The organism is Desulfovibrio sp. ZJ746, assembly GCF_011039155.1.
In the GTDB taxonomy this organism is placed as follows: Bacteria; Desulfobacterota; Desulfovibrionia; order Desulfovibrionales; family Desulfovibrionaceae; genus Desulfovibrio.
Map to the genome: position 1 here is coordinate 229,687 of NZ_JAAKEK010000003.1, position 12,481 is coordinate 242,167.

11 protein-coding genes are annotated in these 12,481 nt (G+C 70.4%); 3 read left to right on the plus strand and 8 right to left on the minus strand.

Annotation, left to right across the window (positions count from 1 at the left end; all coding sequences use genetic code 11):
* Window positions 1-104 precede the first annotated feature (104 nt).
* Window positions 105-623, minus strand: a complete 519-nt coding sequence (locus tag G7Y54_RS12640; protein WP_241159404.1) for a hypothetical protein — start codon at window positions 621-623, stop codon at window positions 105-107.
* Here G7Y54_RS12640 and mutL point away from each other — a divergent pair.
* The gene (mutL, locus tag G7Y54_RS07040) at window positions 603-2,564 is read left to right on the plus strand and encodes a DNA mismatch repair endonuclease MutL (protein WP_165078586.1); all 1,962 of its coding nucleotides are present in this window, start codon (window positions 603-605) and stop codon (window positions 2,562-2,564) included. The genes G7Y54_RS12640 and mutL overlap by 21 nt on opposite strands.
* 24 nt (window positions 2,565-2,588) lie before the next feature.
* On the opposite strand, the gene G7Y54_RS07045 is transcribed toward mutL, so the two are convergent.
* The 3 genes from G7Y54_RS07045 to G7Y54_RS07055 form a co-directional block, all read right to left on the minus strand.
* Window positions 2,589-5,333, minus strand: coding sequence for a mechanosensitive ion channel domain-containing protein (locus G7Y54_RS07045; RefSeq protein ID WP_165078587.1), 2,745 nt, complete (start codon window positions 5,331-5,333; stop codon window positions 2,589-2,591).
* Between the two features lie 7 nt (window positions 5,334-5,340).
* Window positions 5,341-5,703, minus strand: coding sequence for an RNA polymerase-binding protein DksA (gene dksA / locus G7Y54_RS07050; protein WP_165078588.1), 363 nt, complete (start codon window positions 5,701-5,703; stop codon window positions 5,341-5,343).
* Window positions 5,704-5,836: 133 nt separating this feature from the next.
* Window positions 5,837-6,937: a tRNA(5-methylaminomethyl-2-thiouridylate) methyltransferase gene (locus G7Y54_RS07055; RefSeq protein ID WP_165078589.1), complete on the minus strand. Its 1,101-nt coding sequence runs from the start codon at window positions 6,935-6,937 to the stop codon at window positions 5,837-5,839.
* Window positions 6,938-7,204: 267 nt separating this feature from the next.
* Between G7Y54_RS07055 and pdxS the strand changes: the two genes are divergently transcribed.
* On the plus strand, window positions 7,205-8,104 hold the full coding sequence (pdxS, locus tag G7Y54_RS07060) for a pyridoxal 5'-phosphate synthase lyase subunit PdxS (RefSeq protein ID WP_165078590.1): 900 nt from the start codon (window positions 7,205-7,207) through the stop codon (window positions 8,102-8,104).
* A 1-nt stretch (window position 8,105) separates the two neighbouring features.
* Complete coding sequence (gene pdxT / locus G7Y54_RS07065; RefSeq protein ID WP_165078591.1) at window positions 8,106-8,711, plus strand: pyridoxal 5'-phosphate synthase glutaminase subunit PdxT; 606 nt, start codon at window positions 8,106-8,108, stop codon at window positions 8,709-8,711.
* A 97-nt stretch (window positions 8,712-8,808) separates the two neighbouring features.
* On the opposite strand, the gene G7Y54_RS07070 is transcribed toward pdxT, so the two are convergent.
* From G7Y54_RS07070 to G7Y54_RS07085, 4 genes are all read right to left on the minus strand, one after another.
* Complete coding sequence (locus G7Y54_RS07070; RefSeq protein WP_165078592.1) at window positions 8,809-9,594, minus strand: 4Fe-4S binding protein; 786 nt, start codon at window positions 9,592-9,594, stop codon at window positions 8,809-8,811.
* A 107-nt stretch (window positions 9,595-9,701) separates the two neighbouring features.
* On the minus strand, window positions 9,702-10,040 hold the full coding sequence (locus G7Y54_RS07075) for a TIGR04076 family protein (RefSeq protein WP_165078593.1): 339 nt from the start codon (window positions 10,038-10,040) through the stop codon (window positions 9,702-9,704).
* 11 nt (window positions 10,041-10,051) lie between these two features.
* Window positions 10,052-10,888: a pyrroline-5-carboxylate reductase gene (gene proC / locus G7Y54_RS07080; protein ID WP_165078594.1), complete on the minus strand. Its 837-nt coding sequence runs from the start codon at window positions 10,886-10,888 to the stop codon at window positions 10,052-10,054.
* Between the two features lie 10 nt (window positions 10,889-10,898).
* A complete protein-coding gene (locus G7Y54_RS07085; RefSeq protein ID WP_165078595.1) occupies window positions 10,899-12,314 on the minus strand; it encodes a S41 family peptidase in 1,416 nt (471 codons plus the stop codon).
* Window positions 12,315-12,481: the final 167 nt, after the last annotated feature.

Consider the following 12,481-nt stretch of genomic DNA (forward strand, 5'->3'; position numbering starts at 1 on the left):
GATGGAGGGTCTGAACCATGGCCGTTCATTTTGGCGCGGCCGTGCCGTGCCTTGTAGCGCCATGATGGCGCCCTGTAAAGCGGGCGCCGCGCTGTGGGCCGGCCTCAGGCATGCCCCTGGCGCGGCGAGCCGAAGCCTTCGCCGTCGCCGCCCACGCGGAAGACGCGCACCTCGTAGCCGGTCTCCCCGTCCGGGCCGTCCGTCGCGCCCTCCCGCCCTTCGGGGGCGCCGCACATGGGGCAGGCATTGGTGATGAGCAGGCAGGAGGGGTCGAGCTCCAGCGGGTCGATGCCGGCCTGGTCCAGGAGGCGCGTGGCCCGGCCCTGTTCCCAAAGCACGGGCGCGCCGCAGCGGCCGCACTCCACATAGAGCAATTCCGGGTCATAGCCGGGGCGGCCGCCGCGCAGCGACACGGCGGCGAGCGGCGTCCTGCGGCGGAAGCGGCCCCCGGCACGCGCCTCCCGCCGCGCGAGGCGACCGCGCGCGAAAGCCGCGAAGCGCGCGCGGCGCTGGCGAAGCGCCGCTTTGCCCCACAGCGTCCGGGGCCGCGCCGTCCTAGGCCCCTTCTTGCCATGCGCCGGGGCGCCCGCTATGCTCCTGCCATGCCGGAAAGTTCGCGTCATATCCGTCTTTTGCCCTCCGCCCTGCGCAACCAGATCGCCGCCGGTGAAGTGGTGGAGCGCCCGGCCAGCGTACTCAAGGAACTGGTGGAAAACAGCCTCGACGCCGGCGCCCGCGCCGTGGATGTGCGCCTCGACAATGGCGGGCAGGCCCTCATCCGCGTGCAGGACGACGGCTGCGGCATCCCCGCGGAGGAGCTTGAGCTCGCCGTCACGCGCCACGCCACCAGCAAGATCGCGGCGCTGGAAGACCTGGAGCGCGTGCGCTCCTACGGCTTCAGGGGCGAGGCGCTGCCGAGCATCGCCTCGGTGTCGCGGCTCACCCTCGTCTCGGCCCCGGCCGGCGCGGACATGGCGCAGGCCGTGGAAGTGGAACACGGGCGCCTTGTGGCGTCAAGCCCGGCCGCCCTGCATCGCGGCACCGTGGTGGAGGTGCGCGACCTCTTCGCCAATGTGCCGGCGCGCCTCAAGTTTCTCAAGACCCCGGCCACGGAGTTCCGCCGCGCGCAGGACTGGCTCTCCCGGCTGGCCCTCGCCCGGCCCGGCACCGCCTTCACCCTTTCGGCCGGCGGCCGCGAAGTGGCCCGCTTCCTTCCCGGGCAGGACGTGCGCGGGCGCCTTTCCGTCATCTGGCCCGGGAGCCTCGTTACCGGCCTCGTGCCCTTCGACGCCGAGCGCCACGGCATCCGCTGCCACGGGCTCGCCGCGCCCGCGGGCATGCGCCAGCAGCGGGCCGACCGCGTGCTGCTCTACGTCAACGGGCGCGCCGTCACGGACAGGCGCCTCTTCGCGGCCGTGCGCGAGGCCTACAAGGGCCGGCTTCTGAGCCGCGAATATCCGCTCGCCGTGCTCTTTGTGGAAATGGAGCCGGAAGGGGTGGATGTCAATGTCCATCCGGCCAAGTCGGAAGTACGCTTCAGGGACGAATCCGCCGTGTTCTCCGCCGTGCTCCACGCCGTGCGCGGCGCGCTGGACAGGGCCGTTTTCGGGGGAGGTGAGGTGTCCGGGCGCGAGGAAGCGGCGCCCGCTGCCGCTCCCGTTCCGGCGCCCCAATCCGCCGGATGCTGGGCCGGACGCCCGGCCGAACCGCGCCGGCCCGGCTTCTGGGGCGCTCTGGACGAGGAGCGCATCCTGCCGGCGCCGGAAGCCCGGAGCAAGGGCCTGTGGGAGCTGCGCCGGCCGGAAACAGGGGCGGAAGCGGCCGGGCTCCCCCTGCCTGGGCCCGGCTTCATGGCCGACCCCATGCCGCGCCGGGCCGCGCCCCTCAGGGAAAATACCGCCCCTTACGGCAGTCCCGCGCCCACTCCGGCAAGCCCCGCGCCTGCACCCACATCTCCCCGTCCGGCTCCCCCGGAAGCGCCGGCAGCCCAGCCAGCCGCGAGCCGCGAGCCGCTGGCCGTAGGCGGGTACAGCTATCTCGGGCAGGTGGCCGATACCTATCTCGTGCTTCGGGACGGAGAGGGCGCCCTGCTCCTCGTGGACCAGCATGCGGCCCATGAGCGCGTGCTGCATGCGCGCATGGCCGCGGGCGGCTTTTCGGGCACGGGCCAGCTTCTGGCCCTGCCGCTGGAGCTCAGGCTGGACGCGGCCGAGCGCGAGCGCCTGCAGGAGGCGCGCCCGGTGCTGGAAAGCCTCGGTTTTTCGCTGGAATGCGGGGGGGACGTGCTGCTGGCCCGGGCCATGCCGCCGGGGCTCTCGCGCCGCGAGGCTGCGGACTTCCTGCGCGAGGCTCTCGCCGGCGCGCGCGACGACCTCGACGCCATCTTCATTTCCATGGCCTGCAAGGCGGCCATCAAGGCCGGGCAACGCCTCACGGATGACGAGGCCGCAGGCCTCATCGCCCAGTGGCTGGCCACGCCGGGCGCGGCCAACTGTCCGCACGGCCGCCCCTGCGTGCTGCGCTGGGACGCGGCCGGGCTGGAAAAGCTCTTCAAGCGCCGCTGAAGTCCATCCCACCCGCGCGGTGTCCTACGATGTCTGGGACTTGTCTTCCGTGCCTCCGGGCGCGGGGGCGCCCGCTTCCGCCGTGTTTTCCGTGGCGACAGCGGTGGGCGCAGTCGTCCCCCCGCTCTTCGTTCCGGCCCCTGTTGCCGGGGCGCGGCGCACGGGCCGCGGCCGCGCGCGCCGGCCCGCCGATGGCGTGGCGGCCTTCGCGCCGCACACGCGCGGCGGCAGGTCCTTGACATGCACGTCGAGCTGCGGGAAGGCGATCTCGATATTCGCCTCGCGGAAGGTCTTTTCGATGCCCAGCCGGATCTGCGAGGCCGTGCTCGCGCCGAGCTCAAAATCCTTCACCCAGAAGCGCAGGGCGAAATCCAGCGAGCTCGCGCCGAAGTTCAGGAAGATGACGCTCGGGGCCGGGTACTTGAGGACATTCTCGTTGGCCTTGGCCACGTCGATGAGCAGCTTGGTCACCTGGCCCGTGTCCGAGCCGTAGGCCACGCCCACCTCCACCTGCCGGCGCACGCTGCGGCTGAAGCGCGTCCAGTTGATGAGCCGGTTGGACATGAATTCGCTGTTGGGCACATAGATGAGGGCGTTGTCGTAGGTCTCCACCATGGTGGCGCGCACGCTGATCTTGCGCACCTTGCCGGTGACGCCGCCCACCTCCACCACGTCCCCGGCCTGCAGGGTGCGGCTGAAGATGAGGATGAGCCCGGAGAGGAAGTTGTTGACGATGGTCTGCATGCCAAAGCCGATGCCTACCGAGAGGCCGCCGGCCACCATGGCGAGATTGCTGAGCTCGAGGCCCAGCGCCCGCAGCACGAAGAGCCCGAAGATGGCCCAGGCCGCGTAGGTGAGCGCGGTCTGGAGCGGCGGGATGAGCGTGGCGTCGAAGCTCAGGCCCTTGGCGGGCAGGCGCGCCAGGAAGCGCGTGCCCATGGAGACCACGGTGCGCGTGAGGAAGAACACGCTGATGATGAGCAGGGCCTGGATGATGTTGAGCTGGGTCTGCCCCACGCTCACGCCCTTGAGCGCGTATTCGCCGAGCAGGTAGGTGCCGCCCGGGAGGGTCGCCACCCAGAGCAGCACCCCGATGACCGCCACCACGAGCACCACCGGCGCGGCCAGCGCCACGGCGAGGCGCGCCAGCGCCGCCCCGGCGCCCTCGCGCGGCAGCCGCTCGTTGAGGCTGCTCACGAGCGCCATGCCGGCGCGGCAGAGCTCCAGCGCGAGCGACAGGGAGACGAAGAGCAGGTAGGCCGCGATGCTGTAAATATGCAGGCCCGTGAGCGCGAGGAAGAGGCAGATCCAGAGGATGCCGGGCTCGCAGTCGAGCACGCCGTGCTCCAGCCGGAAGGGGCCGAGCGCGGGGATATGCTCCTTGCGCCGCCGCCAGAGGGCGAACGTGACGAAGACCGTCCAGATGACGAGGATGAGCGGCTGGATGAGCGGCAGGTACAGGAGGGCGTAGGCCCCAAGCGTGAGCGGCAACAGCTGGAGCAGGGGCGAGGCCCGGGGCGCGTCCTGCGCCTCGGGATACTGGAGCCGCCTCAGGTCCCACGCGAGGGCCACCTGCCCGAAGATGAGGCAGAGGTTGCCCAGGGCCAGGAAGAGCCGGAAAAAGTCGCCATAGGCGGAAAGGGCGCTCCCCAAAAGGGCCATGCCGAGGCAGAGCCACGGGATGCTGCGCCGGAAGAGATGCTGGAGCGCCGGCGGCGACTGCGGCGTGAGCCAGCGGCGCCGGAGCAGCAGCGCGAGCACGCCCGTGAAGAGGAGGCAGATGACGAAGCGCAGGGCCGCCGTGCCCCACTGCGGCGGCGTGGTGGGCATTTCCACGGGCAGCCGCAGCAGCACGGCCTGCCAGGAATAGAACATTTTTTGCGAAAAATCGGCCCAGGCGTCGGGGCTGAGCCACGGTGTCGGCCCCTGCAGGTAGTAGTCCTTCCAGAGCGCGGGCAATTGCGCGGTGATGGTCTTGCGCGCCTCCTCGAGCCGGGTGAGGATCTGGAGCGAGGGCACGAGCGAGTCATACTGCGCGAGCACGGCGGTGAGCCGGAGGCGCGCGCGGGTGATGCCCTCCACATAGGCCCGCATCTCCTCGCTGAGGCGCCCCTGCTGGACTTCCTCGGGCAGGCTCGCGGCCATGTAGTTGACGCGCTCGAGCAGGCTCTGCGCCTCGGAGCGGGCGAGGTTCACGGGCGAGAGCACCATGTGGAAATCGCCGATGGTGGCGGCGATGCGCCGGCTCACGGCCTCCATGGCGTTGGGATAGCCCTTGAAGGTGTTGGCGAAGACGAGCAGGCGCCGGCCTTCCTCCTCAAAGGGCTGGAGCTGGCGCGAGAGGTTTTCCGTCTGGGCGCCGAAACTGTCGCTCAGCTTGAGCGCGGTCTGGCGCATCTCGTCGATCATGGCCCGCTGGCCGCTCCAGATGGCCTCCCAGGCGGCATTGCCCGCGGGTTCCTCGGGCTCGGGCTCCGCTTCCTCCGCGGGCGCGCCCTCCCCCTCCGCCTCGGCGCCCCCGGCAGTTTTTTCGGCATCGGGAGCCTTGGCGGGCGCGGCTTGCTTGCCATCCTTTTTGGCGTCGGCATGTTTGGGCGTCTCGAGCACGGCTTCCACAGCGGAGCTTGCCGTCGCGGCGAGCGGCGCCGGGAGCTGCCCGGGCAGCAAAAGGCCGCCCAGCACGAGGGCGGCCAGAAGCAGGGCGCGGCAGAGGAAGGGGCGCGAAAGGCGCCCGCGCCGGCCGTGGGAAAGGTGGGCGAAAGCGGGCATGGGCGCGCTAATCCCCGCGCAGGTGCTCGTCTTCCTCCTGCCGGGCCTTGCAGTTGATGCACAGGCGCGTCACGGGGCGGGCCTTGAGGCGGGGGATGCTGATCTCCTCGCCGCATTCTTCGCAGATCCCGTAGGTGCCGTCCTCGATGCGCTGGAGCGCGGCCTGGATCTTGCGGATGAGGCGGCGCTCCCGGTCGCGCAGGCGCAGGGTGAAGGCCCGGTCGGACTCGGCCGTGGCCCTGTCCGCCGGGTCGGCGAAGACCTCGTTGCTGTCGGTCAGTTCCTCGATGGTGCTGTCGCCGTTCTGCTGGGCTTCTTCGAGCATGCCGGAAAGCAGCTTGCGGAAATATTCGATGTCGTTGTGGTCCATGATGCACCTCCGGTCACAGGGCGCGGGGGTTGAAGGCATGGCCGGGCCCCGCGGGGTCTGCCCTGCCAAGACCCAAGCCTATAGCCGTTCCGCCGGGCATTGTAAAGGGAGCGGCCCGCGCGGGGCGATGGGGTCACGGGCGCCGGCCCTCCGCCCGCTCCCGGGCCTCGGCGCGGATTTCCTCGCGCACTTCCTCCCAGGTGGGCAGGTCCCACGAGTCGCGCTCGCCTTGCGCCACCGCCCCGGGGCTCAAGGTGAGGCGCAAAGTCCCGGCGCTGACGCCCACGCTCCCGCCCCTTGCCGCGGCCTCCCGCGCCCTGGGCGCGCAGGACGCCACGATGGCCGCGGCCTCATCGAGCAGCGGTTTTTCCCACCCGGCGCCCCCGCGCGCCAGCCCGAGCGGCCCGGGCAGGCCCATGAGGCGCAGCACGAGGTCTTCGGGGCCGGCGGCTTCCCTGAGGCGTTCGTTGTCTTTATTGTTGCGGCCCACGCAGAGCCAGTGCCAGCGGCCGCCGGCTTCGCGCCAGTATTGCCGCCCCGTGGCGGCGAGGCGGAAGTCCTGAGCCGTGGGCGTGCCAGCCCCCGCGCCCGTGGGCTTGCGCGTGAGCGTGAGCCAGTAGCGGCGGGCGTTTTCCCGCTCGGTGAGGCGGCAGCCGCCGCCCGGCGTGGGTATCTCGGAAAAGCCGAATTCCCGCGCGAGCGCGAGCTGGTCGCCGCGGCCGCGGCCGGAGATGCCGAGCAGGCGCTCCCGACCCACGAGGCCGCTTGCTTCGGCCTCGGTGGGCGGCAGGTGGCGGGCTGAGAGCGGCCTGAGCAAAAGCCCGCGCACCCCGGCCTCGCGCGGGATAAGGTGCAGGGTGTCCAGCCGTTGCGACATGGGCCGCTGCCCCAAGACTTCGCCGCTGGCGAGGAAGCGCGCGCCCACCTCCTCCATGTGCCGGCGCGCCGCCCGCAGGAGGAGGATCTTGCAGTCCACGCAGGGGTTCAGGCACTTGCCGAAGCCGTGGGCCGGCCGCTCGCGCAGCATGGCCGCGAAATCTTCGCTCACGTCGGCCACGTCCACGTCAACACCGTAGAGCCGGCGCCAGCGCGTGACGGCCCCGGGCTCGCCGAAAAAGGGCGAAACACAGTGCAGGCAGCGCACCCCGAGGCCCTGGGCCATGAGCACGCGGGCCGCGAGGATGCTGTCGAGCCCGCCGGAAAAAAGCACGACCGCGTCGGGAATTGCTGTCATGGCGCAAGGTGTACGCAAGGAAGGCCGCCAAGGCAAGCGCGCCGCCCGCGCCGTCGCGCCGGGCCGTCCTCCTCGGGCTCCGTCTTCACCCCCCGGATACCCTTGTCACCCCGGGCATTATTGCATATAAACGCCCCTGACGCGCCGGGGGGCGCGCTTTGTCTGTTATTCCGGCCGCGCGCACGGCGCGGCGCTACCGTCTAACGCGCGGCGCGGGCCTTGGCTGTCGCGCCGCTGCCGCCGCAAGGCGCATAGGGAGCACACGCGATGAAGAAGGGCGAACACGGGGAGCGCGGCACCATCCGCCTCAAGACTGGTCTGGCCGAAATGCTCAAGGGCGGGGTCATCATGGATGTCACCACCCCCGAGCAGGCGAAAATCGCCGAGGAGGCGGGCGCCTGCGCCGTCATGGCGCTGGAGCGCGTGCCCGCGGATATCCGCGCCGCCGGCGGCGTGGCCCGCATGGCCGACCCCAGCATCGTCAAGCGCATCATGGAATCGGTGAGCATCCCGGTCATGGCCAAGGCGCGCATCGGCCACTTTGTGGAGGCGCATATCCTCGAGGCCCTGGGCGTGGACTACATCGACGAGAGCGAGGTGCTCACGCCGGCCGACGACCGCTACCATATCGACAAGTTCAAGTTCACGGTGCCCTTTGTCTGCGGCTGCCGCAACCTGGGCGAGGCCCTGCGCCGCCTCGGCGAGGGCGCGGCCATGATCCGCACCAAGGGCGAGCCGGGCACGGGCAACGTGGTGGAGGCCGTGCGCCACTGCCGCATGGTCATGGACCAGATCCGCATGCTCTGCGCCATCCGCGAGGACGAGGTGCCCAATTTCGCCAAGGAGATCGACGCCCCGCTGGAGCTCTGCTACATCGTGCGCAAGGAGGGGCGGCTCCCTGTGGTGAACTTCGCGGCCGGCGGCATCGCCACCCCGGCGGACGCGGCGCTCATGATGCAGCTCGGCTGCGACGGCGTGTTCGTGGGCTCGGGCATCTTCAAGTCCGGCGACCCGGCCAAGCGCGCCAAGGCCATTGTGCAGGCCGTGACCAACTACAAGGATTACAAGCTCCTGGCCGATATCTCCTGCGACCTCGGCGAGCCCATGGTGGGCATCGAGATCTCCGATATCCCGCAGGAACAGCGCATGCAGGAACGGGGCTGGTAAGATGGCGAAGGAGAAGTGCCCCCTCGTGGGCGTGCTCGCCCTGCAGGGGGCCTTCCGCGAGCATGTGGCCGCGCTCGAGAAGCTGGGCGCGCCCACGCGCGAGGTGCGCCAGCTCAAGGACCTGGACGGCATCGGCGCCATGGTCATCCCGGGCGGCGAAAGCACCACCATGGGCAAGCTGCTTGTGGATCTCGGCATCATGGAGCCCCTGCGCGCGCGCATCGAGGCCGGCATGCCGGTGTACGGCAGTTGCGCGGGGCTCATCCTGCTCTGCCGGCACATCGAGGGCTCGGAGCAGCCGCGCCTCGGCGTGCTCGACGCCACAGTGCGCCGCAACGCCTTCGGCCGGCAGGTGGACAGCTTCGAGGCGGATCTCGTCATCCCCGCGCTCGGGCCCGAGCCCATGCCCGCGGTGTTCATCCGCGCGCCGGTCATCCTTGCCACCGGCCCGGGGGTGGAGGTGATCGCCCGCGTGGAGATGGACGGCGCCGAGCGCGCCGTGGCCGTGCGCGAGGGGCGCATCCTCGCCACCTCCTTCCACCCGGAGCTCACGCCGGACACGCGCTTCCACCGCTATTTTCTCGACATCTGCACGGGCGCGGCCTAGCTTTTGGCCGCTTCACAAGAAAAGGGCCGCCGGGCGCGAAAACCCGGCAGCCTTTTGATTTTGTGTGGAACCGAAAGACCCGGCGCCCGAAACTCCCCTACCGCGCCGCCTCGCCGAGCCAGAGTTCCGGCTCCTTGCGGCGCCCGGCGGCCGTTTCGAGGTGGTGCGCCAGCTTTTGGCGGCTCTCCGGCGTGCCCATCTGGCGCGCGCCGGTGGGGCAATACTTGGCGCAGGCCGCGCACACGATGCACGTTTCCGTATCCGTGGCCGCCGGGTCGTCCGTGGGGATGGCGCCGGCCGGGCATACGGCCGCGCACTGGCCGCAGGCCACGCATTTTTGCCTGTCGGTCACGGGGAAGAGGCTGGCCCCCTTGGGGAGCTTCCATTCCGGCCAGGCCCCGGGCGCCTTCTCCAGCGCGGCCCCGGCCCGCATGGCCTCCACGATGCGGCAGCCGAAGGCCGCCAGCTTTTCCCGGTCTTGCGCATCCGGGCGCCCGGCGGCCACCTGTGGCGCGAGGGAGTGCTGCGCAATGGCCGCAACGGCCGCGGCCGGCCGGAAGCCCCTGTTCACGGCCGCGGCGAAGAGGTCGAGCAGGGCGCCTTCAAATTCGCGGTTGCCGTAGACGGCCACGAGGGCGCAGCGGGCGCCGTTGCCCTCGATGCGCCGGAATACCTTGTCGATATTGCGCGGCATCCTGCCGCCGTAGACCGGGAAGGCGAGGAACACGAGATCGTCCGGCCCGCAGGCGATGACGGCCTCTTCCACGCCGGCGCGGGCGCAGTCCTGCGCGAGGAGTTCGGCGTCCACATCGCGGGCGAGAGCCCGGTTGACCTCGGCGGTGCCCCCGCAGGGGCTGAAGGAAAGAAGGCGGAGTTTGTCCATTGTGCCGGCCTTGCCCCGTAAGGGCTGTTTGCGCGCGAAAATTCGGGAGTGGGAAAATCGCCCTCTGGGCTCCGTCGGGCCAGACGGCGCGGCGAGGAGAGCCTGCTCTACGGCGCGGCCGGCGGCACGGCCTCCTCGTCCGTCACCTCGAGCTTGAAGATGACGGGGCGGATGCCGTCGTTGCAGCTGCAGATGGCCGTGCCCGGGGTCTTCATCCAGTCCCCGTAGTACCACAGTTTTTCGGGCGCGCCGTGGGCCAGTGCGAAGGCGTACTGGTAGATGGCTTTCCACGCCTCGTCGCAGAGGCCCGCGGGCTTGGCGTAGTCGCCGTAGAACACCTCGCCGGGCCGGTGCATGGGGCAGGGGCCGAGGCCGTCCACGCCGTATTCCTTGGCGAGGTCGTCCAGAAAGGTGGTTTTGAGCACCGTGATTTTTACTCTTTTCATGGGTCGCCCCCTCAGCTCTCCATCTCGCGGCCGCGCTTCCGCGCGGCGAGCACCGCGTCCACGATGAGGCCCGAAAGGCCCGCCCGGTCGAGCACGTTCACGCCCGCGATGGTGAGCCCTCCCGGGGAGCACACGTCGTCGCGCAACTGGATGAGCGGCGCCGCCTCCGCCTCGGCCAGCGCCGCGCAGCCGGCAAAGAGCGCGCCCACCATGCGCCGCGACGCATCCTGCGGAAAGCCCAGGGTGATGCCCGCCTGCACGAGGCCCTGCATCATGGCGAACACATAGGCCGGCCCGGCGCCGATGAGCGCGGAAAAGTCGGTGAACTTCCCTTCGGCGAGCTCCAGGCAGACGCCCATCCGCCCGAAAAGCTTGAGCACCGGCGCCCGCCACTCCTCGGCGTCGGCCCTGAAGCAGAAGGCGAAGACGCCCTTGCCCACGAGGGCCGTGGTGGTGGGCATGCAGCGGGCCACGTCCACGCCCTGGTCCACCTCGGCCGCGAGCCGCGCGAGGCTCACGCCCGCGGCGATGGAGAGCACGAGCGTCCCGGGCCGGATATGCCCGCGCGCGGCCGCCAGCACCTCGGCCACCTGCTGGGGCTTGACCGCGATGAGGAGCAGGTCCGCCTGTTCCGCCGTGGGCGCCACGCCGGGCATGGCCGTGACGCCGAGCGCCTTGAACGGCTCGAGCTTTTCCGGGCTGCGGTTGTAGGCGCAAAGCGAAAGCTCCGGCAGCTTCAGGGCCGCGAGCCCGGAGAGCAGGGCGCCGCCCATGCGGCCGCAGCCGATGCAGCCGATGCGCAGTTTCCCGCCGAGATGCGCCGGCAAAAGGCCGCTCACGCTCGTCATCCTCTCCCCCTTACTTGGCCGGCGCGGCCTTGGCCTGAGTCTCGGGCTTGGCCTGCGGCTTCTGCAATTCCTGGAGGCGCGGCAGGCTCTTGACCATTTGCAGGCCCATGCGCAGCTGGTTGTCGCGGGCGAGCTGCTCCTTGCCCTCGTCTTTCGCCGCCTTGCCCTTGGCGGGCTTGCCCTTGCTGTTTTCAAGGTGGCGGTTGAGGTCCTGCTCGCGCAGGAGCAGGCGGGGATTATCCTTGTCTTCGGCGTGCGGCGGCTCGAAGACCACCTCGAAGTCCGGCACGATGCCCTCGGCCTGGATGGAACTGCCATTGGGCGTGTAGTAGAGCGCCACCGTGAGCTTGAGGCCCGAGCCGTCGGCCAGCGGGATGATGTTCTGCACCGAGCCCTTGCCGAAGGAGCGCTCGCCGAGGATGGGGGCGCGCTTCTGGTCGCGCAGGGCGCCGGCCACGATCTCCGAGGCCGAGGCCGAGCCCGCGTTGACGAGCACCACCATGGGCACATCGATGTCATCGGCCTGCTTGCGGGCCGAGTAGGTGCGCTGGGCGCCGTCGTCGCGGCCCTTGATGGAAACGATGGTGCCGTTGTCGAGGAAGATGTCGGACACGCTCACGGCCTGGTCGAGGAGGCCGCCCGGGTTGTTGCGCAAATCGAGCACGATGCCCTTGATGCCGCCAGCGGCCTTGCTTTCCTTCTGGGCCTGCTTGAGCGCCTCCTTGAGCTCCTCGGTGGTGCGCTCGGAAAAACGGGTGAGGCGCACCCAGTAATAGCCGTCTTCGAGCTGCTTGGACTTGACGCTGATGAGCGGGATGGCGTCGCGCGTGATGCGCACGGTCTGCGGGGTCTTGGCATTGCTGTGCAGGACGGTGAGCTCCACCTCGCTGCCCTTGGCGCCGCGGATGCGCGAGACGACCTCCTGCAACGAGAGCTCCTGCGCGGGCTGGCCGTCGATGGAGAGGATCACGTCCCCCGGCTGGAGGCCGGCGCGGAAGGCCGGGGTGTCCTCGATGGGCGTCACCACGATGACCTGCCCGTTCTCCAGCGAGATCTCGATGCCCACGCCGAAGAATTCGCCGGAGGTGGTCTCCTGCATTTCCTTGTATTCGTCCGAGGTCATGAAGGTGGAGTGCGGGTCGAGCCCCTGGAGCATGCCCTTGAGGGCGCCGTTGATGAGCTCGGACTGGGTCACGTCCTTGACGTAGTTGCGCTCCACGAGGTCAAGCACCTGGCTGAAGCGGCGCGCGGCGTCATACTTGTTGAGCTTTTCCCTGGCCTGGTCGCGGGCCTGTTCTTTCTGGGTCTTGGCCGTGTCCTTGCCGCTCTGCGGGGCCGCGGCGTCGGGCCCGGGCGCGGCCTGGGCGCCGCAGCCGCAAAGGAGAAGCAGGAACACGAAAAGGCAGGTGGGGGCGAAAACGCGCATGGTTGCCTCGTTGGTCTGGCGCCGGCGGGGCTGCCGAAGGCCGGCCCCGGCCCGGGGCTGGCGGGAGGGGGCACGGGGGCCTGTGCCGGCAGGGCACGGAAATGCGGCGCTGATAGTGCCGTTTTTCAGGGGAAAAGGCAATGCCGCAACGGCCGGAAATGGCCGCA

Excerpts from the sequence above, each read along its gene's own strand:
- mutL (WP_165078586.1), top strand. The coding sequence starts at position 603 with ATGCCGGAAAGTTCGCGTCATATCCGTCTTTTGCCCTCCGCCCTGCGC.
- G7Y54_RS12640 (WP_241159404.1), bottom strand. The coding sequence starts at position 623 with ATGACGCGAACTTTCCGGCATGGCAGGAGCATAGCGGGCGCCCCGGCG.
- G7Y54_RS07045 (WP_165078587.1), bottom strand. The coding sequence starts at position 5,333 with ATGCCCGCTTTCGCCCACCTTTCCCACGGCCGGCGCGGGCGCCTTTCG.
- dksA (WP_165078588.1), bottom strand. The coding sequence starts at position 5,703 with ATGGACCACAACGACATCGAATATTTCCGCAAGCTGCTTTCCGGCATG.
- G7Y54_RS07055 (WP_165078589.1), bottom strand. The coding sequence starts at position 6,937 with ATGACAGCAATTCCCGACGCGGTCGTGCTTTTTTCCGGCGGGCTCGAC.
- pdxS (WP_165078590.1), top strand. The coding sequence starts at position 7,205 with ATGAAGAAGGGCGAACACGGGGAGCGCGGCACCATCCGCCTCAAGACT.
- pdxT (WP_165078591.1), top strand. The coding sequence starts at position 8,106 with ATGGCGAAGGAGAAGTGCCCCCTCGTGGGCGTGCTCGCCCTGCAGGGG.
- G7Y54_RS07070 (WP_165078592.1), bottom strand. The coding sequence starts at position 9,594 with ATGGACAAACTCCGCCTTCTTTCCTTCAGCCCCTGCGGGGGCACCGCC.
- G7Y54_RS07075 (WP_165078593.1), bottom strand. The coding sequence starts at position 10,040 with ATGAAAAGAGTAAAAATCACGGTGCTCAAAACCACCTTTCTGGACGAC.
- proC (WP_165078594.1), bottom strand. The coding sequence starts at position 10,888 with ATGACGAGCGTGAGCGGCCTTTTGCCGGCGCATCTCGGCGGGAAACTG.
- G7Y54_RS07085 (WP_165078595.1), bottom strand. The coding sequence starts at position 12,314 with ATGCGCGTTTTCGCCCCCACCTGCCTTTTCGTGTTCCTGCTTCTCCTT.